Origin of the sequence: Pseudoflavonifractor sp. An187, from assembly GCF_002160275.1 — a bacterium.
GTDB classification, from domain to species: Bacteria; Bacillota; Clostridia; order Oscillospirales; family Oscillospiraceae; genus Enterenecus; species Enterenecus faecium.
This window is the reverse complement of the sequence record NZ_NFKG01000019.1, coordinates 1-25,816: the sequence shown is the minus strand read 5'-3', so window position 1 is coordinate 25,816 and position 25,816 is coordinate 1. Positions and strand designations below refer to the sequence as shown.

The following is a 25,816-nucleotide window of genomic DNA, read 5'->3' as shown; positions in this document are numbered from 1 at the left end:
AGGAGGGGCTTGGGATGGAGCGGAAACCAGACCGACGGGTGCGGCGCACCCGGGCCCAGCTGCGCCAGGGGTTGGCCCAGCTGATGGGGGAGAAGAGCGTCAACGAGGTGACGGTGACGGAACTGGTGGATTTGGTGGACATCAACCGCTCCACCTTCTATCTCCACTACCGGGACATCCCCCACATGCTGGAGTGTGTGGAGCAGGAGCTGTATGACCAGATCGGCCACGCCATGGAGCAGACCCTCACCGGGCAGTTCCAGGGGGACACCCTGGCCTTTTTGGAGGATGTGTTCTCCATCCTCTTTGCCAACCGGGACATCTGCGCCGCTCTGCTGGGCCCCCGGGGGGACATTGGCTTTCTCCACCACATTGAGGAGATGCTCTCCCAGTACATTCTCACCCCCTTGCAGCGCACCCAGCCGGATGTGGCCTATCGCTACACCTTCTGCGTGGCGGGGGGCATGGGCCTCATCAAGGACTGGCTGTCCCGGGGCTGCCCCGAGTCCCCCCAGGACATGGCCCGGCGCACCGACGACCTCATCGCCGGGGTGACCCACCGATAAAAAAGACCCCCAGGAGCCCGCCAAATGGCGAGTTCCTGGGGGTTCATGGGTTTTAGTAGGACCGGGGTTCCACTTGCTGGAATTCTCCCGTCAACATGTTTTTCGTGCAGGAAAACGACTTGGGAAGGCCGTATTCCATGGGTTTCTCATATAAAAGTTCTGTATCGGTCACCTTTGTATACTCATTTTGCATCTCTGCGTCAAAGCGGTGGAAAAACTCCGGGTTCCCCACAGTCCAGCCCACCTCCACATTGGACACTGGGTTCGGCACAGAAATACGGTAGTAGGGCCCGGTGCCCTCCAGCTCCGGGCAGTCGGGGAAGCGATACTGTTCCAGCTCCTTCTGGGTATACTGGTACACCACGTCGGTGTGTCCGTCGTGCACATACAGGCGGTACAGGGCCGCCCCGTCCCCATCTTCCGCTCCAGCCCAGAAGTACAGCACCGAGCGGTCGGCCAGAGGCAGGGGATTCTGGATGCAGGCGGGCGCAGGCGTTCCATCATAGCGATAGGTATACGCCACAGTCAGAGGGTTGGAAATGCCCCGGTTCATGGTGGAAATGAGGCCGCTGTCATCCACAAAGAGGGTCTCCTGGTGGTTCCCTTTGTAGTCCATGCGGATGAGGGTCTTGCCGTCTACGATGCCGTAGATCCACGCCGGGTCCACCGCCTTGACCTCCAAGTTGTCCGTGTCCCAGACCTTCCACAGCGCCTCCCCGGTTTTTTGGCTGTCCACCAGATACAGAGCGCCGTCTCGATACTCAAAGTCGCACTGGTCGTAAAACCACGCATAATCCAGGTCCTCAAAGTCATACTCCCGCTCCTGCTCAAAATACTCTTCATAGGTCATGGGCTGCTGCTCAGGCACCTCCCAGGGCACCGTCTGGGGCAGCTGGCTCGGGGTGGGACTGGGCTCTCCCTCTGGGGCCCCAGGGGAGCCATGGGCCACCAGGAGGGGGGACAGCCGATCATACACCTTCTGGTACAAGTCCTGACCGTCCACAATGGAGTAATGGGTGTCCCCAAATTGGGCGGATGTGTAGGCGGAATTGGTGCTCAGGTTTACCCGCATGGACCCCTCAGCCAGCCCCACCTGGATGCTGATGTACACCGAGTCCGGCTCCACAGTGTAGGTGTTAGGGGGAGGGAAGAGGGTGTTTCGGATGGTGACCCCCTGGAAGAGGGCCACCAGATCGCTACTCAATTTCTGGGGAATATTCTCCTGGGAGATGTCACAGCGATAGGTCTCCCCGCCCTTCCAGTAGTCGGCGCTGATGGAGCGCACCTGGAGGGTGTCAGCGGGGTCCAGCATGGGTTTGGAGCGGAAGAACGCGGCGGCGGCCACGGCTACCAGGACCACCAACACCGTCACAATTCCCAGTGGCTTTTTCCACGTGTTTGCTGTGTGCTTCATTTCATACCCCTCCTTACTTGTGCAGCTCACAGGCGTTTGGATTGGAACCATTCTCTGAGGCAATGTGTTTTCCTTGATGCAGGGCCAGATTAGACTGGGAAGTAGCTACCCCCCACAAACCAGATTTCGCCCTCTTTGATAAGGATAAAGCTCTGGGTGATCGTTCCGTCATCCAGAGGAGAGGGCCAGAAATACACTGGCAAAGTTCTTCTTTTTCGTGTTGCTCACCGCACTTTCCAAGTCATAAATTGCCCCGTCATCAAGTTAAGAACTACTGATGTGATTTAGAAGGAAAAATCGAATCAATATACTATTCATTTTCATTGGCATTGTTTCCTACAGACATAATTCCACCGCTAATATTACCCACATATCCACACCCAAGACACCGGACGTTTGTTCCGGGAGTCTGAGCGTAGTGCCGCTGCAAAATATATCCAGAACACCCACCGTAGCTGCAAGGTACTTTGTGGTAAGAGGCAGAATATTTCTGCGCAGTCCCTGTGAATTTGTGGGCTACGTCAGGAGTTTGCCGGTCCCAAACAGACCACAAGCCAGCGAAATCACACCCGTTATTGATACCGTGATTGCAGAGAATAGCCGTGCTCGGTCTGTTTTAACAAAAAGCCACGCACATTTCCCTGATCTTCCTGATTCAACCACTTGCCCGATGGACATTCTCCGATGGGACTGAGAGTGCCGGTATATTGGAACTCATATTCCGGCAGCACAATCCAGAACATCTTGCCCACTTCCTCTGCGGTCAGGCCATATCCCAGCACAGCGGTGGCTTTCAGCTCCGTGGTGGGCAGCACCTCCACCCGCAGGTTTTTATATTGAGTAATCTGGAATGTTCGCACCTGGGAAGGCCTACTTAAATCGTCCAGAAATAGTGTCATGAGCTGTTGGGCCGCTACTTCTGGCGTTAAGCTGGTATCCTCCACGTTATAGACCTTAATATTCTGCATAAAGGTGCTGTATTGGTACTGGTCTGGCTGGGTTACCTGGGGTGGCGTGTCTGTAGGAGACTGGGAGGGCGGGCCCTCTGGCTCTTCCGGAGGCGGGGTCATGGTAGGCGTGGGAGCTGGCGTGGCGGTGGGCGGCTCTGTGGAGCTCCAAGGGGAGCCATGGGCCACCAGGAGGGGGGACAGCCGATCATACACCTTTTGGTACAGGTCGGGGCCATTCACAATGGCATAATGGGTGTCCCCAAACTGGGCAGAATTGTAGTCGGAATTGGTGGAGAGGTTCACCAGCATGGACCCGCGGTCCGTCTCCACCCAGACGTTGAGATACACAGAGCCCGGCTCCATGCGGAAGGACTGGGGGCGCAGGAAGCGGACATTTCGCATCTGGGTCCCTTGAAAGAGAGCCACCAGCTCGTTGTTCAACTTCTGGGAAATGTCCGTCTGCTCCATGGTAGAGCGGTAGCTCTCCCCGCCGTTCTCGTAGTCGGCCGTAATGAGGGAAATCCGGGGGGAATCGGCGGGGTCCAGCATGGGTTTGGAGCGGAAGAACGCAGCGGTGGCCACCGCCACAAGGACCACCAACACCGCTGCAATTTTAAGGGCAGATTTGCGTATGCTTGCCTTTTTCATGAGATATCCCTCCTTATTGGTGCAGCCTTTTGAGCGCAGTTTACAGGCTTTCTCTTGTATGTTCAGCATACCATAATGAACCCCTTAGGGCCAAGGGTGGACGAGAGAGAAAAACCCTCCGGGAAATTGTACAATTTCCCGGAGGGTTTGGTATTGCGATGGTTTACTCGCCCAGCACGGCGGCGCAGCGAGCGCACAGCTCGGCATGGCCGTGATCGGTGCCGATGCTGGTGTCGTGGTTCCAGCAGCGGGGGCACTTGGCGCCCTCGGCCAGAGAGACAGCCACAGTGAGACCCTCGAACTCCTCGCCCTGGTAGCCCTGGCCTTCGCCCTGGGCCACGGTGACCTGGGAGACGATGCACAGGGTGGCCAGATCGGCCTCGGAGAGGTTCATGGCCTGGAACTGCTCGAAGGCGGCAGCGGTGAAGGTGAGGGACAGAGCGGCGTCGGTGCTCTTCTTGATGCCCTGCTCGCTTCTCGCGATCTCCAGAGCCTTGTTCACGTCGTCCCGCAGGGCGATGATGCGGTTCCACTTCTCGTCCTCGGCCTCGGTCATGGCGTAGGCGGGATTGACGGCGGGGATGTCGTTGAACAGCACGCACTCGGTGTCATCGCTGTCGGCGTGGGGCATGGCGGCCCAAATCTCCTGGCTGGTGAAGGCCAGGATGGGGGCCAGCAGCCGGGTCATACCGTCCACGATGATATACAGGGCGGTCTGAGCGGAGCGGCGGCCCGCCTCGTCCCCACAGTACAGGCGGTCCTTGATGATATCCAGGTAGAAGTTGGACATCTCCACCACGCAGAAGTTGTAGATGGCGCGGTAGGCGGCGTGGAACTCGTAGCGCTCATAGGCCCCGCGGCAGGCGGCCACCAGGTTGTTGAACTGGTGCACGGCCCAGCGGTCCAGCTCCATCATGTCGGCCACGGCCACAGGGGCGTTGGGGTCGAAGCCGGCCAGGTTGCCCAGCATGTAGCGGGCGGTGTTGCGGATCTTCAGGTAGGCCTGGCTGAGCTGCTTCAAAATCTCGGGGGAGATGCGCATGTCCTGGGTGTAGTCGGCGGAGGCCACCCACAGGCGCAGCATGTCAGCGCCGTAGTCTTTGATCACCTCGTCGGGGGACACGGCATTGCCCAGGGACTTGTGCATGGCCTTGCCCTCGCCGTCCACGGTCCAGCCGTGGGTGATGATCTGCTTGTAGGGGGCCACACCCTTGGCGGCGATGGAGGTGAGCATGGAGGACTGGAACCAGCCACGGTACTGGTCGCCGCCCTCCAGGTACACGTCGGCGGGGAAGGTCAGCTCGGGACGCTCGTCCAGCACGGCGGCGTGGGTGGAGCCGGAGTCGAACCACACGTCCATGATGTCGGACTCCTTGGAGAAGTGGACGCCACCGCAGTGGGGGCACTTCAGGCCCAGACCCTCCACCAGCTCGTCGGCGGTCTTTTCAAACCAGACATTCGACCCGTGCTCCCGGAACAGCTCGGAGACACGCTGGATGGTCTCGGGGGTGACAAGGTCGGCCCCGCACTGGTCGCAGTAGAAGATGGGGATGGGCACGCCCCACTTGCGCTGACGGGAGATGCACCAGTCGTTGCGCTCGCTGATCATGGAGGTCATGCGGTCCTTGCCCCAGGAGGGGTGCCAGGAGATGTTGTCGCAGCTCTTCACAGCGGTATCCTTGATGGCGTCCACGGAGCAGAACCACTGCTCGGTGGCACGGTAGATGATGGGGTTCTTGCAGCGCCAGCAGTGGGGGTAGGAGTGGACGATGTTCTCCTTGGCCAGCAGGAAGCCCTCGGCCTCCAGGTCGGCCACCACCAGGTCGTTGCCCTTGGCGTAGAACTGGCCGTTGTACCGCTCATCGGTCATGACGCCCTTGGCGTTGACAGGCACGGGGGTGCCGATGTGGGTCTTGCCCGCATCGTCGTAGGCCTTGCAGATGTTGAAGTCGTCGGCACCGAAGCCGGGGGCGGTGTGGACGCAGCCGGTACCGGCATCCAGGGTCACGTGGTCGCCGCAGAGGATGACGCTCTCCCGGTCGAACAGGGGGTGCTTGGCGGTCATCAGCTCGAAGTCGCTGCCCTTGAAGGTGGCCAGCACGGTGCAGGCGGCCTGATCCAGGCCAGCGGCCTTGCACACGGACTCCACCAGGCCCTCAGCCAGGATATACACCTCGCCGCTCTCGGCCTGCAGCAGCACATAGTCGAAGTCGGGGTTGACGGAAATGGCGTAGTTGCCGGGGATGGTCCAGGGGGTGGTGGTCCAAATGACGAAGTAGGTCTTGGAAAGGTCGGTGACGCCAGAAAGCTTGCCCTGGTCGTCCTTCACGGGGAACTTCACGAAGATGGTGGTGCAGGGGTCGTCGGCGTACTCGATCTCGGCCTCAGCCAGAGCGGTCTGGTCGTGGGGGCACCAGTACACGGGCTTCATGCCCTTGTAGATGTAGCCCTTCTCGGCCATCTTGCCGAAGATCTCCACCTGCTTGGCCTCGAACACAGGGCTAAGGGTGAGGTAGGGGTTCTCCCAGTCGCCGATGACGCCCAGACGCTGGAACTCGCTGCGCTGGATGTCCACGAAGTTCAGGGCGAAGTCCCGGCACTTGTCCCGGAACTCGGAGTCGGTGAGCTCGTCCCGCTTGATCTTCTTGTCCTTCAAAATGGCGGACTCGATGGGCAGGCCGTGGGTGTCCCAGCCGGGGACATAGGGGGCCTGGAAGCCGGTCATGTTCTTGTAGCGGATGATGATGTCCTTGAGAATCTTGTTCAGGGCGGTGCCGATGTGGATGTGGCCGTTGGCGTAGGGAGGGCCGTCGTGGAGGACAAACTTGGGCTTGCCCTCGTTCTTCTTCATCAGCTTGTGATAGGTCTCCACCTCCCACTTGCCGTTGAGCAGCTCAGGCTCCCGCTTGGGAAGGCCCGCCCGCATGGGGAAGTCGGTCTGGGGGAGGTGTACGGTCTTGTTGTAATCCATGGTGGGATTCCTCCTGTGTCATAATAGAATTTCATTTTAAACGATGTCAAAAGCCTCGCAGAGTTTGCGCCTCTCAGGCGCAAAAAATTGAAATCATTTTCTCCCGGGACATGCGCACGGGAGAAAATACTTCTCGCCCTGCAAGTGTGAATTCGGCCGCGATGTTTGCGGACGAACTTTGCGCGCAGCAGGGTGTAAATCACCGTTGGAAAAGGCTTTTGCCTTTTTCAACGAATAAAAAACACCTTTGTCCCTCTGAAATGAGAGACAAAGGTGTGAATAACCTCTGCGGTACCACTCTCGTTGCCTGTGCCTTCACGCACAGACCCCTCGACGGGTCCCGATAACGGAGACCAACCCGGCAAAGCCTACTGGGGCAAAACCTGCCCGTTGGGTTTGCAGCTCCCAGGTGATATTCCCCAAGGCCCGCCCTGCCGCTCTTCCACCCAAGTGAGCGGCTCTCTGGTGGGGGACAGATGGGTACTCGTCCTGTTCCACGCATTTAACCTCTATATCTTATCCAGTTGGCGGGGGTTTGTCAACTGTTTTTGTGACCAGAAATTTTAAGTTTGCACAGCGTCTCTACCAGGAATACGGCCACTTTCTAGAGGGGAAATTTCATTTCCAAGAATGATTCTATTCCGCCTTGACAGGACACTGTTTCCGGGGTATACTCGAAGATAGAAAAGGGGTGCCACCGGTGACGGCTGTCCCCCTCTGGGTTTACTTGGAAGTAACCGCGGGCTGGGGAGCTAGGCGGTTACTTCTTTTTATTGTCCAAAAACAGGGCAACAACACACACAACAAACGTGGAAAAAGCGGAGAACTTGCAACCTCTTTCGGCAAGTTCTCCGCTTGTTTGTTTATCTTCTGGCCTCGTAGGCAAACCAGCCCTTGCGCTCCAGCTTGCGGGTGATCCGCCAGCCGTTTTGCTCCAGAGCCTGGGCCACTTCCTCCGCCCGGGAGTCAATGATGCCCGAGCACAGGAACACCCCGTCGGGGGTGAGGAAGCGGTGTGCCACGGCGGACAGGGGGATGATGACGTCCGCCACGATGTTGGCCAGCACCACCTGGTTTTGCCCCGGGCGCAGCTGGTCGCCAAACTTCTGGTCGGCCAGGACATTGCCCGCCAGCACGGTGAGGCGGTCCTTGCCGATGCCGTTCATGGCGGCGTTTTCATAGGCCACATCCACCGCCTTGGGGTCAATGTCCACCCCCACGGCGTGCTCTGCCCCCAGTCCCAGGGCAGCAATGGCCAGAATGCCGGAGCCGCAGCCCAGGTCCAGCAGCTTCTCACCGCCGTGGATGTGCTGCTCCATCAGTTCCAGGCACAGCTGGGTGGTGGGGTGGGAGCCGGTGCCGAAGGTGAGGCCGGGATTCAGGTACAGGGGCACCCGGCCGTCGGGGATGGGCTGACCCTTCATCCACTCGGGGACGATGTACACCCGCTGACCCACCGGGATGGGCTGATAATACTTCTGCCAGGAGGTGGCCCAGTCCTCCTCCCGCAGGGAGACGGTCTGGGGCTCGTACTGCTCCAGGCCCCGGAGGGCGGCTCTCATCTGGGCCTCGCCCTCTTCATTGTCAGGGACATAGAACTTTACCCGGCTGGCCCCCTTCATGTGGCGGGCCAAATCCTCGTCTACATAGTCCCAGTATTGGCGGTTTTGCTCCAAAAACTTGAGGAATTCTCCCTCTTCCTCCACCACCAGCCCGGTCATGCCGTTATTGGTGAGGGTGTCGCACACCTGGTCGATGACCTTGGCGGGGACGGGGAGGGTCACTTCCAACCAGCGCTCGCTCATCCTGCGTTCTCTCCTTTGCTGCGTAGTTCCCGCAAGGTCACGTCATAGGCCTCCTGCTGGTGGGGGAGCACCGGCAGGGTCTGGGGCACCTGGGCCCCGGCACAGGTCAGCACCCGCCGCAGCACCTCGTGGGCCAGGGCGGGATTCTTCACCAGCACCGGGCCGGTGAGATGGGTGGCCATCAGATTGCCCCGGATGTACCCCTCAGGGCCCCGCTGGCAGTCGTTGCCGAAGCCCATCTCCAGGCTCTCAAAGAGGGGAGTGGACACCCCGGCGGTGAGAGAGCACTTGTTTAGAAAGCCCACCACCGGAGAATGTCCCGGCGGGGTGTTGGCAATCACATCGTGGGGGGTGCGCTGGCGGGTCTCAATGGTGGTGAAGTCTGCCAGACCCAACCCCTGCCACACCTTGCCCTGGGTGTCGGTGATGGACTGGCCCAGGATTTCCATGGCGTTTCCGGTGAACAGCACCACCGCCCCTCGGTTCAGGGCCCCTTTCAGGTCCTCCACCTGGGGGCGCAGCCCCTCCAGAGCGAATTTCTGGGCCTGCTCGGTGCCGCAGCCCATATAGATGAGGTGGGCGTTTGAGAGGTCGGGGTTCTCCCCGGCCACCACCTCCACCTCATGGCCCAGCGCCTCCGCCATGCGCTGGAGCACCACCAGGTTGGCGTACTCCCCATACAGGCTCATGCGCTGGGGACACAGATGCACAAATTGCAGTTTCATGTCTCTCACCCCTTACTTGTCTTCCAGCTCCACCCGGTCCAACACCTTGTCCCGGTCGGAGAAGCAGGTGACCACGTACACATCTTCGCTGCCGCTGCCCTCCAGGTACTCCACCGCCTGGGGGATGCTGGCTTCCAGCACCACCTTGTCCTGGGGCACGGCGGAGCAGGCAAAGCGCAGCGCCAGGTCGTTGACGTAGCGGCCGGAGAGCACCACCCGCTGCACGTGAGGGGCGGCGAGCATGTCGAAGTCAATGTCCCACAGCCAGCTGGTCTCTCCGGTGAAATATTTTCGGGAGATGGCGTCCACCACCACCAGCACGGAACAGGGGGTCTTGGTGTCCCGGATGTACCGCAGGTTGGTGTCGTAGGCCACGGAATTCTCGTGCTTGCTGGTCAGCAGGGTGCCGTGGTGCTGGCCCAGGGTAAAGCGCACCATGCGCCCGTTTTTCAGAATGTAGTTGTTGATGACCCCGGCGGCGGTGGCCTTGTCCACCCCAATCATGCGGCAGGCGGACCAGGCGGCCAGGATGTTGTACACGTTGTAGATGGAGCGGAAGGCCAGCTGAATGGGGGTGTCCCCGTCCAGCACCAGCTGTCCCGCCTCCAGGTCCAGGCTGGTCACCGCAAAGTCGGGGTGGGGCCGGTGGTGGTCACACCGGGTGCAGCGATAGTGGCCGATGTGGTTGTAGTGGTACAGCTCGTACTCCATGGGCGCGCCGCACAGCGGGCAGAAGGCCCCGTCGTGGTACATGCCGTGGTGCTCTTTTGTGGCCCCGGGCCATGCCTCCAGCCCAAACCACTTCACCGGGTTGCCCTGGTGGGCAAAGCAGGCCACCTGGGGGTCGTCGGCGTTGAGCACCAGGGTGGTGGAGGGGTGAATGGCGGGGAGAATGGCGTCATACACCCACTGGGGATGTCCGTTGCGGGTGAGCTGGTCCCGGTAGAGGTTGGTGATGACGAAGTGGGTGGGGTGGAACCAGTGGAAGGTGTGGCGGGCGTACCGCTCGTCGCTCTCTAAGAGGAGCACGTCCCCCCGCACCCGGCCCCCCAGGTCGCACTGGGACAGGATCAGGGTGGTGACACCCTCGATTTGATTGGAGCCCTCGGCGTTGTACACCACGTTTTTCCCGGCGGCCTTCAAAATGGCGGCGATCATCTCCACCGTGGAGGTCTTGCCGTTGGAGCCGGTGACGGCGATGACGTAGGGGGGCAGCTTCACCCGACTCAGCACGTCGGGACACACCTTTAAGGCGAACTGGCCGGGCAGGGAGGAACCCCGGCCCAGCAGTTTGCCCACCAGGCGCATGAATTTACACAGAATGATGGCTAAAAATCGTCTCATGGTACCAGCCTCTTTTCTCAGTTTGACGGGTTGTGGCCCCGGTCCAGCCAGATCATCAGAGCCGCCAGGTCTGCCGGGCTCACCCCGCTGATGCGCCCTGCCTGGCCCAGGTTCAAGGGCTGAATGTCGCTCAGCTTCTGCCGGGCCTCCAGCCGCAGGCCCTGGATGGCGTTGTAGTCGGTATTGGGGGGAATGGCCCGGCTCTCCAGCTTGGCCATCTCGGCCACCTGCCGCTTCTGCCGCTCAATGTACCCCTGGTACTTCACTGAGATTTCCACTTGCTGCGCCACTTCTGTGGAAATCTTCGGGCGGTCCGGGTCGAAGGGGGTCAGGTCGGTGTACGTCACCCGTGGACGGCGCAGCAGGTCCGCCAGCCGTGCCCCGTGGGGGCACGGGGGCTCGCCCCGGGCGGCCAGCATCTCATCCAGCTGGGGGGAGGGGGCGGCTCCGGTGTGCTCCAGCCGCTTGGCCTCCCGCTCTACGGCGGCGTATTTCGCCTCCACCGCCCGCATCCGCTCCTCACTCACCAGCCCCACCCGGTACCCCAGGTGGCACAGCCGCTGGTCGGCGTTGTCCTGGCGGTGGATGAGGCGGTACTCGGTGCGGGAGGTCATCATGCGGTAGGGCTCGTCGGTGCCCTTGGTGACCAGATCGTCAATCAAGACCCCGATGTACCCGTCTCCCCGGGAGAGAATGAGGGGCGGCTCGCCCTTCAGCTTCAACGCGGCGTTGATGCCAGCAATCAAGCCCTGGGCGGCGGCCTCCTCGTAGCCGGAGGAGCCGTTGAACTGGCCCGCCCCGTACAGACCCGGCACGCCCTTACATTCCAGGGTGGGCAGCAGCTGGGTGGGGTCTACACAGTCGTACTCGATGGCGTAGGCGGGGCGGGTCATCTCCGCCTCTTCCAGCCCCGGAATGGTGTGGAGCATCTGGACCTGCACCTCCTCGGGAAGAGAGGAGGAAAAGCCCTGGATGTACAGCTCCTCGGTGTTCAGTCCCATGGGCTCAATGAACAGCTGGTGGCGGGGTTTGTCGGGGAACCGCTCCACTTTCGTCTCAATGGAGGGGCAATACCGGGGGCCCACCCCCTCGATGGTGCCATCGTACAGGGGGGACTGGTCCCAGTTGGCCCGGATGATGGCGTGGGTGTGCTCGTTGGTGTAGGTGAGGTAGCACACCGCCTGATTTTCCGGCAGCTCCTTTGTGGAGAAGGAGAAGGGCACCACTTCCTGGTCCCCCTCTTGCAGCTCCATGGGGGAGAAGTCCACGCTGCGGCGGTGGACTCTGGGGGGCGTGCCCGTCTTAAACCGGCGCAGGCGCAGCCCCAGCCGCTCCAGGCAGGTAGACAGGGACTGGGCGGCGGCCATGCCGTCGGGGCCGGAGTCCCGCACCACAGGGCCCACAATGGTGCGGCCCTTCAAGTAGGTGCCGCTGGCGATGATGGCGGCTTTCACCTGGTAGGTGGCTCCGGTCTCGGTGACCACGGCGGACACTGCCCCCGCCTCGTCGGTGAGGATGTCCACAATTTCCCCCTGTTTCACCCACAGGTTGGGCTGGAGTTCCAGGGTGTGCTTGCACACCTCCTGGTACCGTCTGCGGTCGGCCTGGGCCCGCAGGGACCACACGGCGGGGCCTTTGCCCCGGTTGAGCATCCGGTACTGGATGCAGGCGGCGTCGGCGGCCTTGGCCATCTCGCCGCCCAGGGCGTCAATTTCCCGCACCAGGTGGCCCTTGCCCGTGCCGCCGATGGCGGGGTTACAGGGCATGTTGCCCACGGCGTCCAGGTTGATGGTGAAGCACAGGGTGCGCAGACCCAGCCGGGCGGCGGCCAGGGCCGCCTCGATACCGGCGTGGCCCGCCCCGATGACGGCAATATCAAATTGTCCTGCTTGATAGGCCATGAAAACAAGTCCTTTTGTGTCTATATTTGCTTGCCTCTCCCTCTGGGAGAGGTGGCAGCCCATCAGGGCTGACGGAGAGGGTGCTGCCTGTTCTTTGACGCACGCCCTGTGGTGCTGTGGTAGGGGCCGTGGCTTGCCCGGCCCAAAGCCTCCCTCAGGGAGGGAGGTGGCCCGGCGTGAGCCGGGGCGGAGGGATGGACCGTCTAACCGCACAGTCGCTGGCTTGCCAGCCCGGCGGGGACGCTTCCCGCTGGGGGTTCCTTTTGTTCGGGCAAAAGGAACCAAAACCCGCCTAGGGCGTTCCCCCCTAGGTACCCCCCTGGGGTACCAGGCTGGGTGTGCGTCAAGTCTCAGTTCGGCCCGTCTGTCTTGCTGTGGCGCCTAGTCGTGCCACCACACCAGGCCCCCTTGGGCAGCTGGCCCTATGGCGTGACGGTTTCCATATCCGGGCCTACTCTAGAGAAGCGGCGTTCCCGCCGCTGGGAGCCAGGCTTTCGGTAGGGCGTTGTAGGGGAGGGGCTTGCCCCTCCCGAATCTCCCAGGGCAATACCGTGGAAGCCAGCGGGCCGGGCAAGCCCGGCCCCTACCACAGTCTACCGGAACTGCGCTCTTTTATAAATCCGTGCCGCACCAGTGGCACACCACAATTCTTCATTATTCATTCTTCGTTATTCATTTTTTCGTCAGTTCCAGTACCGAAATTTCCGGCCGATTGAACATCCGAAATCCCGGGATGGGGGTGGTGTTATTGCCCAGCCCTCGGGTGGCATACAGGGTGCTCTCTCCCAGGGTGTACACCCCGGCGGTCCAGGTGGGGAAGAGGTCCCCGCCCGAGCCAAACACCCCGTCGGTGAAGGGCAGGCGAATGAGCCCCCCGTGGGCGTGGCCGGACAGCACCAGGGCGTAGCCACAGGCGGCGTATCGGTCAAAGTAGTTGTTGCGGTGGGCCAGGAGCAGGGTGCACAGGCCCGGATGGTCCTGCTGAATCTCCTCGTACAGCTCCTGGGGGGTCTTCTGGTCGGCGTAGCCGTTGGCGTCGTCCACGCCCGCCAGCACCAGCTGGTCGCCGCCCCGCTCCAGCACCACATACTGGTTGGACAGCACCGTCACCCCGTTGTCGGTCAGCAGGTCCTTGGTCTGACGGATGTCTCCCACCGCCCACTCGTGGTTTCCGGTGACGAAGTAAGTGGGGGCGATGGCGGACAGGCCCCGGGCCAGGGCGGGGAGCATACCCCGCTGGCTGGCCTGGTCGATGATGTCCCCGGTGAGGGCGATGAGCTCCGGGCTCTGGGCGGCAATCTGCTCCAGCAGGTCCTGGTGGTCCTCCCCGTACTGGTGGCCGTGGAGGTCGGACAGGTGCACCACCCGCATCCCCTCAAAGCCCTGGGGCAGGCCGGAGACGGGCACTTGGGTGTGGGTCACCTCCAGCCCCCAAAACTGCCAGTTGAGGAAGGCGGCGCCGCCTAAAATACACGCGGTGACCCCCAGGGCAGCGCCCAGGGTACGCAGTGGTTTTTTAATCTTCATCGTGGAGGTAGTAGGGCCGCATCAGGCTGCGGTGCTCGGTGGAGTCCTTCTGGCGGTTGGAGCGGGGCGCGGCCTCAATGGGGCGGGGCCGATCGTTGCCCCGGGAGCGGCGGCGCTTGCCGGACAGAGAGGGGGGCAGGATGGAGGGTTTCTCCCCCTTGTGCTTCTTGCCGCCCTTGTTCTCCTGGGCCTTGGGGGGCTGGGGCTCCTGCTTGGGCTGCTCCTTCCGGGGCTTCTCCTGTCTGGGTTTCTCCCCTCTGGGAGGCTGCTGATTGCGAGGCTTGCGCTCCCGCTGCGGCTTCTCGCTGCGGGGCGGCTGGACGGGACGGCGGGGGGCCAGCAGCCGGGCGGTGGCGTCCATAATCACGTCCGAATCCAGGGGATTGGGCTTGTAGAAGTCGGTCTCGGGCATGGCGGGCTGCTGGGGCAGGGTGTCGGATAGCTTGCCCTGGCGCACGCCGCGCTTGTGGTGGTGGGGCTCCTCGGGGATGGGAGCGGGAGCGGGGGCAGGCTGAGGGGCCTTCTCCCGGCGGGGCTTCTCCTTCCGGGGCTTTTCCTGTTTGGGCTTGTCGGCCTTGGCGGGCTTCTCCGGCTTGGGGGCCTGCTCCGCTTTGGCGGCCTTCTCTGCCTTCTGGGCCTGGGCCTCCTCCTGCCGCTGACGGCGGCGGTCCCGGGCGGCCTGACGGGCCTCGGCGTCCTCAGCGTTGATGATGCGGCCATTCTTATCCCGCTTGGGGGCCTCCAGATTCACCATGGGGAAGGGGTGGTCCTCCACCACGGGGATGGAGCGGCCCAGCAGCTTCTCAATGGCTTTCAGCTCGGCCTTCTCGTCAAACTGACAGAAGGAGATGGCGGTGCCGGAGTGACCCGCCCGGCCGGTGCGGCCAATGCGGTGGACATAGGTCTCGGGCACATCGGGGAGGTTGTAGTTGAACACCCAGGACAGCTCGTCGATGTCAATGCCCCGGGCGGCGATGTCGGTGGCCACCAGCACCCGTACCCGCCCCGCCTTGAAGTCGTTGAGGGCCTGGACCCGGGCGGTCTGGCTCTTGTTGCCGTGGATGGCGGCGGCGGTGATGCCCTGGGCGTTTAAGTCCCGGGCGATGCGGTTGGCCCCGTGCTTGGTGCGGGAGAACACCAGGGCGGCGGGAATGTCCCACTTCTGGATTAAGTGGCACAGCAGCTTGGTCTTGTTGTTCTTGTCCACGTAGAACAGCTTTTGGCCGATGACCTCCACCGGGGAGGACACCGGGTCCACAGCCACCCGGGCGTAGTCGTGGAGCAGGGCGTTGACCAGCTCCATCACCTCGGGGGGCATGGTGGCGGAGAAGAAGAGAGTCTGCTTCTTCTTGGGCAGCAGCTTCAACACTCGGCGCACGTCGTGGATAAAGCCCATGTCCAGCATCCGGTCGGCCTCGTCCAGGACGAAAATCTCAATGTGGCTCAGGTCCAGCAGGCCCTGGCCGTGGAGGTCTAAGAGGCGGCCGGGGGTGGCCACCAGAATGTCCAGACCCTTTTTGATTTGATCCACCTGGGGCTGCTGGCCCACGCCGCCGAAGATGACGGCGCTTCTCAGGGGCAGGTGCTTTCCGTAGGCCACCAGGGAGTCCTGAATCTGGATGGCCAGCTCCCGGGTGGGGGTGAGGATCAGGGCCCGAATGACCCGGGGGTTGGGGACCTTCTTGGACAGACGCTGCAAAATGGGGGCGGAAAACGCGCAGGTCTTGCCGGTGCCCGTCTGGGCGCAGCCCAGCACGTCCCTTCCGGCCAGGGCGGGGGGAATGGCCCCTTGCTGGATGGGAGTGGGGGCGGTGTACTCCTGCTCTGCCAGGGCCTTCAAGATGGGGTCACAAAGACCCAGTTGTTTGAAATTCATGTGATCGTTCCTTTACTTGTATTGCGTCAAAGCCTGTTGCACGGATACGACCGTCTCCGCCAGGCTCTGGTTGTGCACGGGGACGGTGAGATGGGCGCAAGCTTCATAGAGCGGGGTACGGTAGGCGTAGACGTCGGCCAAGGTCTGGCCGGGCTGGAGGGCAATGCCCCGGGTGGCCATGTTGTGGATGCGCCCTTCCACTTCCTCCAGCGTCAGCTGCAAATAGACCACGGTACCCAAACTGCGCATGTGTTCGATGGCCCGCTCCCGGCAGATGCAGCTGCCGCCGGGGGCGATGACGGTGTGGGAACAGTGCACCGAGGCGATGGCGTCCGCCTCCGCGTCCAGAAACCACTCCACACCCTTTTCATCCAACAGCTCTTGCAGCAGTGCCCCCTGCTGCTGCTGAAGGAGCAAATCCACGTCCAGAAAGTCGTAGCCCAGGGTCTTGGCCAGTACCACACCCACGCTGCTCTTTCCCGAACCGGGCATTCCAATTAAGATGATGTTGTCCATCTGCCTCACATCCCATACGCAGGCCCATCTCCCCGTGGGAGGATGGGCGATATTTGCCCATGATAAGACAGACTATTATATCAGATTCCACCTGGAAAAGGCAAGAGGGAGGGGGGCCTGCTCCCGGCTTTGCGTCCCTTCCCGTGGTGTGCTGTGGTAGGGGCCGTGGCTTGCCCGGCCCGTTGGCTCCCTGGCATTGCTCTGGAGGATTCGGGAGGGGCAAGCCCCTCCCCTACGGCCGAAAAACCAGGGAAAGTGGAACTGTTTAAAGCCCTTTCAGCGTACGGCACCCCGCCTTGCCTCTCCCTTTGGGAGAGGTGGCACAGCGCCAGCTGTGACGGAGAGGGCTACAAGGAGTGGCGATGTTTGAGGCCTTTCCGGGCAAATAGCAGCACCCCTGGAGCAGGATTTGCTCCAGGGGTGCAATTTCGATTTCGTTACGCTTTGCGCTTGTTTTGGGCCAGAATCAGCAGGGCAGCAACTCCCGTATCATGTGGGAATGGGTTTCATTATAGAAAAACTCCTGTTTCATGCGGTCCAGGGATTTTTCCAGCTCGGGCGTTACCGCAAAGGAGATTCGCTTGAAGTCGCTGGTCATGCAACATACCTCCTTCCTGTCAGAACATCTGAACGTCTGAACCTAGCTGTATTATAGTTCATAGGTTCAGAACCCGTCAAGCACTTTTTGGGAAAAAGGTTCTGCTTGACAGAACCTATGAACCTGCGCATAATATGAACTGTGAGGAGGTGGTATGAGTGCCCACGCAAAAACCACGCTACACCGTCATTGTGGACGAGGAACTTTTGAAGGAAATTGACGATTTTCGCTTTGAGAACCGATATGCCAGCCGTTCTGCCGCCACGTTGGAGCTCATTCGCATTGGCATTGAGCAGTTGAAAAAGGAGAAAGAGGCATCATCGTCCAACCAGGAACATACAGGTACATGAGTTGCCCACGCCCCCAGAGGGATTATCCCCCTCCAGGGGGCGTTTTTTCATGCATCCTCCGCCTTCAATTTAACCTGAAACAGGTTAGAAGTCAATACTCTGTTTCAGGTTATGCCATACTCTGCAAGAGGTGATGTGTGATGAACCGATTGCGAGATTTACGAGAAGACGCCGATTTGACCCAAACCCAGGTGGCAAAGTTTCTGGGCATGTCTCAGACGGGGTACTCCAAATATGAGACGGGGGAAAATGACATTCCCACCCGGGTCCTCATTGAGTTGGCGAAATTTTATCACACCAGCATTGACTATCTATTATGTGTCAGTGACAGGCGGACGCCCCTGTGAGCGCTGGGGTAAGGATACAGCGGGCCGGGCAAGCCACGGCCCCTACCCCAGCGGCCCAAGAAATTCGGCAATGTTCCGGGCTATTCCAGGCCCAAAGCCTCCCTCAGGGAGTGGCCCGGCGTGAACCGGGGCTCTAACCACCCAGGGTTCCGGCTTGCCAGCCCGGTTGGGACGCTCCCCGCTGGGGGTGACTTTTGTTCGGGCAAAAGTCACCAAAACCCGCCTAGGGCGTTCCCCCCTAGGTACCTCCCTGGGGTACGAGGCTGAACCTGCGTCAAGGCTATAGTCGGCCCGTCACCCTTGCTGTGGCCCCTGTTTGTGCCGCCACACCAGGCCACCTTGGGCAGCTGGCCCTATAGATGGGCGGTTTCCACGTCCGGGCCTACCCTGGCCAAGCGGCGTTCCCGCCGCCGGGGGTTTTGCTGCACCATCCTGTTGCGCTGCGGTAAGGGCCGTGGCTTGCCCGGCCCGTTGGTTCCCTTGTATTGCCCTGGGGGATTCGGGAGGGGCAAGCCCCTCCCCTACACCCAACAACGCAAGAAATTCGGTAATGTTCAGGGGCTTTTTGCGCCCGGCCCCCGGCAACTGGGAACAGTTGCTGGCCAGGGTAAGGCCCTGGGGGTAGAAGCTGGCACCAACAGAGGAGCAGATATAACCCATAGAATGCAACGCCATCTATGTGACCCTACCAGACTAAGGGCCGAACCGAGAACGATGCACCTTCCACCCAGTACCGCGGGGTGGATTCCACAAGGCGGGGGAAGGCCCCGCCTTTGGTGGGTCTTTGGTAACTTTCTGCCCAGTCAGAAAGTTACCCCAGCGGAGCGTCCCTGCCAGGCTGGCAAGCCTGAAACAGGGGCGGTTAGACGGACAACCCCTCACCTCTCCCTTTGGGAGAGGTGGCACAGCGCCAGCGGTGACGGAGAGGTTTTCCGGTCTTCCACAAACAACGCACCCCTCTGGAGCGGGTTTTCCGCTCCAGAGGGGTGTTTTCTTGCCTTATCGGCCCAACCGGGCCTTGAAGTTGTGATATCCGAACTGGGTCAGCTGCTCCAGCCCGCCCTGGGGGTCCAGCCGCCAGAGGTCAGGCAGGGGCATGCCGTTGAAGGTGTTGTTTTTGCAGGTGGTGTAGATGGCCATGTCCCCAAACACCACCAGGTCCCCCCGCTTCAGGGGCTGGGCGAAGGAGTAGTCCCCCACCACGTCCCCGGCCAGACAGGTGGGGCCTGCCAGGCGGTAGGTGTGCGCCCCGCCGGACTGGGCCACAGCCTGGAGAATGGGGGGCTGGTAGGGCATCTCCAGCACGTCGGGCATGTGGCAGGCGGCGCTGGCGTCCAGAATGGCGATGTGCACCCCGGCGTTTTCCACCAGGTCCACCACCCGGCTCACCAGATACCCGGCGTTGAGGGCCACCGCCTCCCCCGGCTCCAGGTACACCTCCACTCCCCAGGTGTCCTGGGCGCGGCGGATGCACCCCTCCAGGGTGTCCATCTGGTAGTCGGGGCGGGTGATGTGGTGCCCGCCCCCCATGTTCAGCCACTTCATGCCGGGCAGCACGTCCCCGAAGTTCTCCTCCACCGCCTCCAGGGTGGTGGCCAGGTCGTCGGCATTTTGCTCGCACAGGGTGTGGAAGTGCAGCCCGTCCAGCAGCTCCAGGGTGTCCGCGTCCATCTGGGCGTTCCAGATTTCCCGGGTCACCCCCATGCGGCTGCCGGGGGCGCAGGGGTCGTAAATGGCGTGTCCCTCCTGGGTGGAGCACTGGGGGTTGATGCGCAGCCCCACACTCTTCCCCGCCTCCTTGGCCCGGGGGCCCAGGGTTTTCAGCTGGTGGATGGAGTTGAACACGATGTGGTCGGCGTAGCGCAGCAGCTCGCCAAATTCGTCCTCCCGGTACCCGGCGCAGAACACGTGGACCTCTTTGCCCCCCATCTCCTCGAAGCCCAGCCGGGCCTCATAGAGGCCGCTGGCCTCGGTGCCCGCCAGGTACTGGGAGAGGAGGGGGTAGAAGTCGTAGTTGGAAAAGGCCTTCTGGGCCAGCAGGATGTGGCAGCCTGTGCGCTGGGCCAGGGCGGAGAGCACCTGGCCGTTTTGTTCCAGCCGGGCCTGGTCGATGACATAGGCGGGGGTGGGCAGGCTGCCAAACAATTCCCCCAGTTGGTGGGTGGCCAGCCCTTGGAAGGGGGGATGGCCCAGAGTCAGATACTCCATTTAGTCCACCAGCACCGGGTTGTGGTTCTCCCGGCGGGGCAGGCCGTACTGGTCCAGGGCGTCCAGGAAGGGATCGGGATCGAACTCCTCCACGGTGTGCACGCCGATCTTGTTCCACTTGCCCGTCAGCAGCATGAGGGCGCCGCACATGGCGGGCACGCCGGTGGTGTAGCTGATGGCCTGGCTGGCCACCTCCTGGTAGCACTCCTGGTGGTCGCAGACGTTGTAGATGTAGTAAGTCTTCTCCTTGCCGTCCTTCTTGCCAGTGAAGATGCAGCCGATGTTGGTCTTGCCGTGGGTGCGGGGGCCCAGGCTGGCGGGGTCGGGCAGCAGCTCCTTGAGGAACTTGATGGGCACGATCTGGTGGCCCTCAAACTCCACAGGGGTGGTGGACAGCATGCCCACATTCTCCAGACACTTCATGTGGGTCAGGTAGCTCTGGCCGAAGGTCATGAAGAAGCGGATGCGCTGCACCTCGGGGATGTTCTCGGCCAGGGACTCGATCTCCTCGTGGTGGAGCAGGTACATGTCCTTCATGCCCACCTGGTCGAAGTCGTACTCCCGCTTGATGCTCATGGCGGGGATCTCCACCCAGTGGCCGTCCTCCCAGTAGCTGCCGGGGGCGGACACCTCCCGCAGGTTCACCTCGGGGTTGAAGTTGGTGGCGAAGGGGTAGCCGTGGTCGCCGCCGTTGCAGTCCAGAATGTCAATGGTGTCGATGGTGTCAAACTCGTGCTTCTTGGCGTAGGCGCAGTAGGCCTGGGTGACACCGGGGTCGAAGCCGCAGCCCAGCAGGGCGATGAGCCCGGCCTTCTCGAACTTCTCCCGATAGGCCCACTGCCAGGAGTAGTCGAAGTAGGCGGAGAAGCCCTTCTCCTCACACCGCTTCTCGTAGATGGCCTTCCACTGGGGGTCCTCGATGTCCTCGGGCTCGTAGTTGGCGGTGTCCATGTAGTTGACCCCGCAGGCCAGGCAGGCGTCCATGATGGTCAAATCCTGATAGGGCAGGGCGATGTTCATCACCAGGTCGGGCTTGTAGCTCTGGATGAGGGCAATGACCTCCTCCACCTTATCGGCATCCACCTGGGCGGTGGTGATCTTGGTGGCGGTCTTGCCCTCCAGCTCGGCGGCCAGGGCGTCACACTTGGACTTGGTGCGGCTGGCGATGCACAGCTCGGTGAACACCTCGCTGACCTGACAGCACTTGCGGATGGCCACGGAGGCCACGCCTCCACAGCCGATGACCAATACTCGACTCATGTTCCATCTTCCTTTCTATGTATCAAAATTTCAACAATCTATGGGAATCTTGTGGAAAACTTTTTTACCTTAGGCGCATCTGAAAACTAAGAAATCGCAGAATTTTTCACAAGCAACAGACAGATACCAGGCAAAAAGCACAGGAATCCTGGGTGGATTCCGAGCATTTTTAACGCAGTAGCTGGCGTTGATGGTTGGAAAAGTCAATGATTTCGACTTTTCAGAAAGCCCCTAACTGGCGTGCTCCTGGGCCACCAGGTTGCGCACCCAGGTGCCGGGCACGTCGTGGAAGGAGGAGCGCACCTCGATGGGGATGTTGTGGCGGCGGGCCAGGATGACACAGCGGTCGTGGAGCACCTGGGCCCCATGCTGGGCCATGTCCAGCATGGCCTCGTAGGAGATTTCCTCCAGCTTGGTGGCGGTGGGGTCCTTCCGGGGGTCGGCGGTGTACACCCCATCCACGTCGGTGTAAATCTGGCACACGTCCGCCCGCAGGGCGGCGGCCAGAGCCACGGCGGTGGTGTCCGAGCCGCCCCGGCCCAGGGTGGTGAGGTTGCCCCAGGCGTCCACCCCCTGGAACCCGGCCACAAAGACGATGCGGCCCCGGGCCAGCTCCTTTTTGATGGCGGCAGGGGAGACGCTCTGGATTTGGGCCTGGGTGTAGTCGTCGGTGGTGCGAATGCCCGCCTGCCACCCGGTGAGGCTCACGGCCTCATAGCCCATGTGCTCCATGCATAGGGCGGCCAGGGAAATGGAGATCTGTTCCCCGGTGGTCAGCAGCATGTCCAGCTCCCGGCCGGAGGGGTTGGGGTTGAGCTCCAGGGCCTGCTCCATGAGGCGGTCGGTGGTGTGGCCCTGGGCGGAGAGCACCACCACCACCTGGTTGCCTGCATCATAGGCCCGGGCGATGAGGGAGCAGATGTGGCGGATGCGCTGGCTGTCTGCCACCGAGGTGCCCCCGAATTTCAGTACCATCAGTGCCACTTCTCAGCCCTCCCCGTGGCTCAAGGTGAGCAGCAGCTCCCGCAGCACCTTGCAGGCGGTGGCGGTGGACACCCCGCTGGCGTCCAGCATGGGGGCCAGCTCGTTGACGTCCGCCCCCACCACGTTGACGTGCTCGAAGCGGCGAATGGCCTCCAGCAGCTCCAGGAAGGTCACGCCCCCTGCCTCGGGGGTGCCGGTGCCGGGGAACACGGAGGGGTCCAGGCAGTCCAGGTCGATGGTGAGGTACACCGGGACCTGGCTCTGGGCCAGCTGGGCGGTGAGGTCTGCCAGGCCGTCAAAGGTGAAGGGGTGAAAATCGGTGTGGGAGCGGGCGAAGACGAACTCCTCCCGCTCGCCGCTGCGGATGCAGAACTGGTGGATGCGTCCGTCGCCCACCAGGTCGTGGCAGCGGCGGAGAACACAGGCGTGGCTGAGAGGCATGCCCAGGTAGTCCTGCCGCAGGTCGGCGTGGGCGTCGAAGTGGACGATGTGCAAGTCCGGGTAGCGCTTGTGCACCGCCCGCACCGCCCCCAGGGTGACGGAGTGCTCGCCGCCGATGAGCAGGGGCAGCTTGTCATGGTCCAGAATCTCCTGGGCCCGGGCCTCGATGTCGTCCAGGGCCTGCTGGACGCTGCCGAAGCACAGCTCCAGGTCCCCGGAGTCGAAAATCTTGCAGTCGGTGAGGTCCCGGTCCTGGTAGGGGCTGTAGGTCTCCAGCCCGAAGCTCTCGTGGCGCATGGCCGCGGAGCCGAACCGGGCTCCAGGGCGGAAGCTGGTGGTGGAGTCAAAGGGGGCCCCAAAGAGGACGATTTTGGCCTCTTCAAAGGGGGCATCGCAGGCGATAAAGGTCTCAATATTGGGTTTCATATCATTCTACCTCCTCCAGCATTCTCTCCAGGAAGGCCGGGAGGCAGAATGCGCCGGTGTGGAGCCGGACGGTGTAATAGTTGGTTTTCAGGTGCAGGGCCAGCCATTTGTCCCGGTCGAAGTCGTCGATGGGGTGATATTTCTTGCTGGCAAAGCCAAACAGCCAGTACCCGGCGGCGTAGGTGGGGATGTGGGCCTGGTACACCCGGCTGATGGGGAAGGTGCTGACGATGCGCTTGTGGCTGCGCTGCATGGCCTCGGCGTCCTGGTGGTAGAAGGGGCTGCCCTGCTGGTTGACCATGATGCCGTCCTCCCGGAGGGCGTTGTAGCAGATGCCGTAGAACTCCCGGGTGAAGTAGCCCTCGGAGGGGCCGAAGGGGTCGGTGGAGTCCACGATAATCAAATCATACTGGGCATGCTTGCGGCGGATGAACCGCAGGGCGTTGTCGAAGTAGATGTGCACCCGGTCATCGTCCAGACGGCAGGCGTTGCCGGGCAGGTAGCGGCGGCAGGCGTCCAGCACCTGCTCGTCCATCTCCACCAGGTCGATGCGGCGGATGGACTCGTACCGGGCCAGCTCCCGCACCACGCCGCCGTCGCCCGCGCCGATGACCAGCACGTCCTGGACGTTGGGGTGTACCGCCATGGGCACGTGGGTGATCATCTCGTCGTAGATGAACTCGTCCCGCTCGGTGAGCATGACGTTGCCGTCCAGGGTGAGCACCTTGCCGAACTCGGGGGTGTCGTAGATGTCAATCTGCTGAAACTCGCTCTTGTGGGAGTACAGATGCCGCTGGACCCGGATGCTGTGCTTCACGTCCGGGGTATGAAATTCGCTAAACCACAGTTCCATCACAGCGCCTCCTGGGTGAGAATGTTGATGTGCTCAATGTCCGGGTCCTCGGGTCCGGTCATGGAGCAGCCCTTGGCCTTGGCGTAGCGGATGTAGTCCAAAATCTCGGGGGTAATCCGCTCGCCGGGGGCCAGGATGGGGATTCCGGGGGGATAGCACATGACGAACTCGCTGCACACTTCCCCGGCGCTGTCCTCCAGCCGCACGCTCTTTTTGTCGGCGTAAAAGGCCTCTTGGGGGCTGGTGACCACCTCGGGGTCAATGTACTCCTGGTTCATCAGCCCGCTGGCGTCGGTCTGGTACCGCCGCCGGATTTCCGCCAGGGCGCTGACCAGCCGCTCCAGCTCCTGGGGCCGATCGCCGATGGAGAGATAGGCCAGAATGTTGCCGATGTCGCCGAACTCAATCTGAATGTCGTACTCATCCCGGAGCAGGTCGTACACCTCAATGCCCGCCAGGCCGATGTCCCGGGTGTGGACGCTGAGCTTGGTGGGGTCAAAGGCGAAGATGGAGTCTCCATTCACCAGCTCGCCGCCGAAGGCGTAGTAGCCGCCCACGGCGTTGATCTCCTCCCGGGCGTACTCCGCCATGGCGGTGACCTGGCGGAACACCTCAGGGCCACGCAAGGCCAGGTTGCGGCGGCTGATGTCCAGGCTGGACATCAACAGATAGCTGCCCGAGGTGGTCTGGGTGAGGTTGATGATCTTGCGCACGTGGCCCTCGTGGATGTTGGGGCCGATGAGCAGCAGGGAGGACTGGGTGAGGCTGCCGCCGCTTTTGTGCATGGACACGGCGGCCATGTCCGCCCCCGCCTCCATGGCGGAGATGGGCATGTTTTCCCCGAAGTAGAAGTGGGTGCCGTGGGCCTCGTCGGCCAGGCAGTACATGCCCGCCTCGTGGGCCATCTTCACAATGGCCTTCAGGTCGCTGCAAATGCCGTAGTAGGTGGGGTTGTTCACCAGCACCGCCACGGCGTCCGGGTTCTCCCGGATGGCCTTGGCCACCTGCTCCCGCTTCATGCCCAGGGAGATGCCCAGCTGGTGGTCCACCTCGGGGTTGACGTAGACGGGGATGGCGCCGCACAGCACCAGGGCGTTGATGACGCTGCGGTGGACGTTGCGGGGCATGATGATCTTGTCCCCCCGCTTGCAGGTGGACAGCACCATGGACTGCACGGAACTGGTGGTGCCGCCCACCATCAAAAAGGCGTGGGCGGCGCCAAAGGCATCGGCGGCCAGCTCCTCGGCCTGGCGAATCACCGAGATGGGATGGCACAGGTTGTCCAGGGGCTTCATGCTGTTGACGTCGATGCTCACGCACTGCTGGCCCAGAAACTCGGTGAGCTCCGGGTTGCCCCGGCCCCGCTTGTGGCCGGGCACGTCAAAGGGCACCACCCGCATCTGGCGGAAGGTCTGGAGGGCTTGGTAAATGGGGGCTTGACTCTGGTCAAGGACGTGTTTTCTCTTCATATGCCACACCTCGATACAAAAAAAGACACAAGCTGCATCTGTACAGCTTGTGTCAAACAAGGTCAATATGGGAAAGCCCGTGTTCCGACAGACCCATCCCCGGAGTGGGCAGGGGAGCGGGTGCGCCGCCCCGCAAATCGGGACGACAAAAAAGGGGGGTGGAGGGGGCTTGGTACATAGAGTCTATATAGCAACAAGATACTTTTACTACTCTGTTATTGACCGTTTCACAAGTCTGCGCAAATGCGCATTTCGGTTATAAAGTAACCAACTTATAAAATTTGAGCTTTTAACTCAATCAATAAGGCGGTAAAACCGCCAATCGGCAGTGGACCCGGCTGTCCGTATGGCCTTAACTCCCGGAGGAGTGGTCCTAGTATGCTTGGCCAGATAAACTCCAGTCAAATTCTAGCTGAGTATAGCATGGGGTGGGGGTGGTGTCAATATTTTTTGGAGAAATTCAGGTAAAAATTTGAGGAAGAAGGCTTGGCCTTCTTCTGCTGCTCAGGCGCAAACCTGCGTCCCTGGCAGGGACGCTCCGCTGGAAGACCTCCTAAAGGCTCCCCTGTGTAAGGGGTTGTCCGTCTAACCGCCCAAGGCTCAGGCTTGCCAGCCTGGTGGGGACGCTCCCCGCTGG

At 61.8% G+C, this 25,816-nt stretch carries 20 protein-coding genes and 1 other annotated feature; of the genes, 3 read left to right on the top strand and 17 right to left on the bottom strand.

All coding sequences use genetic code 11. The features are described from left to right. Positions 1–14: 14 nt before the first annotated feature. Positions 15–566, top strand: coding sequence for a TetR/AcrR family transcriptional regulator (locus B5F22_RS08685; protein ID WP_087392262.1), 552 nt, complete (start codon positions 15–17; stop codon positions 564–566). Positions 567–618: 52 nt separating this feature from the next. Here B5F22_RS08685 and B5F22_RS08680 read toward each other — a convergent pair whose 3' ends face one another. The 11 genes from B5F22_RS08680 to B5F22_RS12775 all read right to left on the bottom strand — a co-directional run bounded on the left by B5F22_RS08680 (position 619) and on the right by B5F22_RS12775 (position 16,841). Further along, the gene (locus B5F22_RS08680; RefSeq protein ID WP_087392261.1) at positions 619–1,980 is read right to left on the bottom strand and encodes a hypothetical protein; all 1,362 of its coding nucleotides are present in this window, start codon (positions 1,978–1,980) and stop codon (positions 619–621) included. A 572-nt stretch (positions 1,981–2,552) separates the two neighbouring features. Beyond that, positions 2,553–3,578, bottom strand: a complete 1,026-nt coding sequence (locus B5F22_RS08675) for a hypothetical protein (protein WP_087392260.1) — start codon at positions 3,576–3,578, stop codon at positions 2,553–2,555. Between the two features lie 163 nt (positions 3,579–3,741). Then, positions 3,742–6,549, bottom strand: a complete 2,808-nt coding sequence (gene ileS, locus B5F22_RS08670; RefSeq protein ID WP_087392259.1) for an isoleucine--tRNA ligase — start codon at positions 6,547–6,549, stop codon at positions 3,742–3,744. 260 nt (positions 6,550–6,809) lie between these two features. Further along, positions 6,810–7,055 (bottom strand) — a binding site (T-box leader). Between the two features lie 357 nt (positions 7,056–7,412). Then, the gene (prmA, locus tag B5F22_RS08665) at positions 7,413–8,354 is read right to left on the bottom strand and encodes a 50S ribosomal protein L11 methyltransferase (RefSeq protein ID WP_087392258.1); all 942 of its coding nucleotides are present in this window, start codon (positions 8,352–8,354) and stop codon (positions 7,413–7,415) included. Further along, a complete protein-coding gene (locus B5F22_RS08660; RefSeq protein WP_087392257.1) occupies positions 8,351–9,079 on the bottom strand; it encodes a hypothetical protein in 729 nt (242 codons plus the stop codon). Before B5F22_RS08660 ends, prmA begins: the two co-directional genes overlap by 4 nt. Before the next feature lie 12 nt (positions 9,080–9,091). Further along, positions 9,092–10,423 carry a Mur ligase family protein gene (locus B5F22_RS08655; protein ID WP_087392256.1) on the bottom strand — a complete coding sequence of 444 codons (1,332 nt, stop codon included), beginning with the start codon at positions 10,421–10,423 and terminating at the stop codon, positions 9,092–9,094. A 17-nt stretch (positions 10,424–10,440) separates the two neighbouring features. Further along, positions 10,441–12,324 carry a tRNA uridine-5-carboxymethylaminomethyl(34) synthesis enzyme MnmG gene (mnmG, locus tag B5F22_RS08650; protein WP_087392255.1) on the bottom strand — a complete coding sequence of 628 codons (1,884 nt, stop codon included), beginning with the start codon at positions 12,322–12,324 and terminating at the stop codon, positions 10,441–10,443. 672 nt (positions 12,325–12,996) lie between these two features. Next, positions 12,997–13,851: a metallophosphoesterase gene (locus B5F22_RS08645; RefSeq protein WP_087392254.1), complete on the bottom strand. Its 855-nt coding sequence runs from the start codon at positions 13,849–13,851 to the stop codon at positions 12,997–12,999. Then, positions 13,841–15,727, bottom strand: a complete 1,887-nt coding sequence (locus B5F22_RS08640; protein WP_087392253.1) for a DEAD/DEAH box helicase — start codon at positions 15,725–15,727, stop codon at positions 13,841–13,843. The genes B5F22_RS08645 and B5F22_RS08640 overlap by 11 nt, the downstream gene beginning before the upstream one ends. A gap of 12 nt (positions 15,728–15,739) precedes the next feature. After that, complete coding sequence (locus B5F22_RS08635) at positions 15,740–16,243, bottom strand: shikimate kinase (protein WP_087392252.1); 504 nt, start codon at positions 16,241–16,243, stop codon at positions 15,740–15,742. Between the two features lie 466 nt (positions 16,244–16,709). Next, on the bottom strand, positions 16,710–16,841 hold the full coding sequence (locus B5F22_RS12775; RefSeq protein WP_275532482.1) for a hypothetical protein: 132 nt from the start codon (positions 16,839–16,841) through the stop codon (positions 16,710–16,712). Between the two features lie 158 nt (positions 16,842–16,999). Here B5F22_RS12775 and B5F22_RS08630 point away from each other — a divergent pair, with 158 nt between their 5' ends. After that, a complete protein-coding gene (locus B5F22_RS08630; RefSeq protein WP_087392251.1) occupies positions 17,000–17,191 on the top strand; it encodes a ribbon-helix-helix domain-containing protein in 192 nt (63 codons plus the stop codon). Between the two features lie 137 nt (positions 17,192–17,328). Continuing rightward, positions 17,329–17,538: a helix-turn-helix transcriptional regulator gene (locus B5F22_RS08625; protein ID WP_087372277.1), complete on the top strand. Its 210-nt coding sequence runs from the start codon at positions 17,329–17,331 to the stop codon at positions 17,536–17,538. A 999-nt stretch (positions 17,539–18,537) separates the two neighbouring features. On the opposite strand, the gene nspC is transcribed toward B5F22_RS08625, so the two are convergent. From nspC to B5F22_RS08595, 6 genes are all read right to left on the bottom strand, one after another. Next, complete coding sequence (gene nspC, locus B5F22_RS08620; RefSeq protein WP_087392250.1) at positions 18,538–19,746, bottom strand: carboxynorspermidine decarboxylase; 1,209 nt, start codon at positions 19,744–19,746, stop codon at positions 18,538–18,540. Then, on the bottom strand, positions 19,747–21,006 hold the full coding sequence (locus B5F22_RS08615; protein ID WP_087392249.1) for a saccharopine dehydrogenase family protein: 1,260 nt from the start codon (positions 21,004–21,006) through the stop codon (positions 19,747–19,749). It abuts the gene before it with no gap. Between the two features lie 231 nt (positions 21,007–21,237). Next, complete coding sequence (locus tag B5F22_RS08610) at positions 21,238–21,981, bottom strand: aspartate kinase (protein WP_242955090.1); 744 nt, start codon at positions 21,979–21,981, stop codon at positions 21,238–21,240. 12 nt (positions 21,982–21,993) lie between these two features. Next, positions 21,994–22,857: an agmatinase gene (gene speB, locus B5F22_RS08605; RefSeq protein ID WP_087392247.1), complete on the bottom strand. Its 864-nt coding sequence runs from the start codon at positions 22,855–22,857 to the stop codon at positions 21,994–21,996. A gap of 1 nt (position 22,858) precedes the next feature. After that, positions 22,859–23,710, bottom strand: coding sequence for a polyamine aminopropyltransferase (gene speE / locus B5F22_RS08600; protein ID WP_087234448.1), 852 nt, complete (start codon positions 23,708–23,710; stop codon positions 22,859–22,861). Then, positions 23,710–25,179, bottom strand: coding sequence for an aminotransferase class V-fold PLP-dependent enzyme (locus B5F22_RS08595; RefSeq protein WP_087234450.1), 1,470 nt, complete (start codon positions 25,177–25,179; stop codon positions 23,710–23,712). The genes speE and B5F22_RS08595 overlap by 1 nt, the downstream gene beginning before the upstream one ends. Positions 25,180–25,816 lie beyond the last annotated feature (637 nt).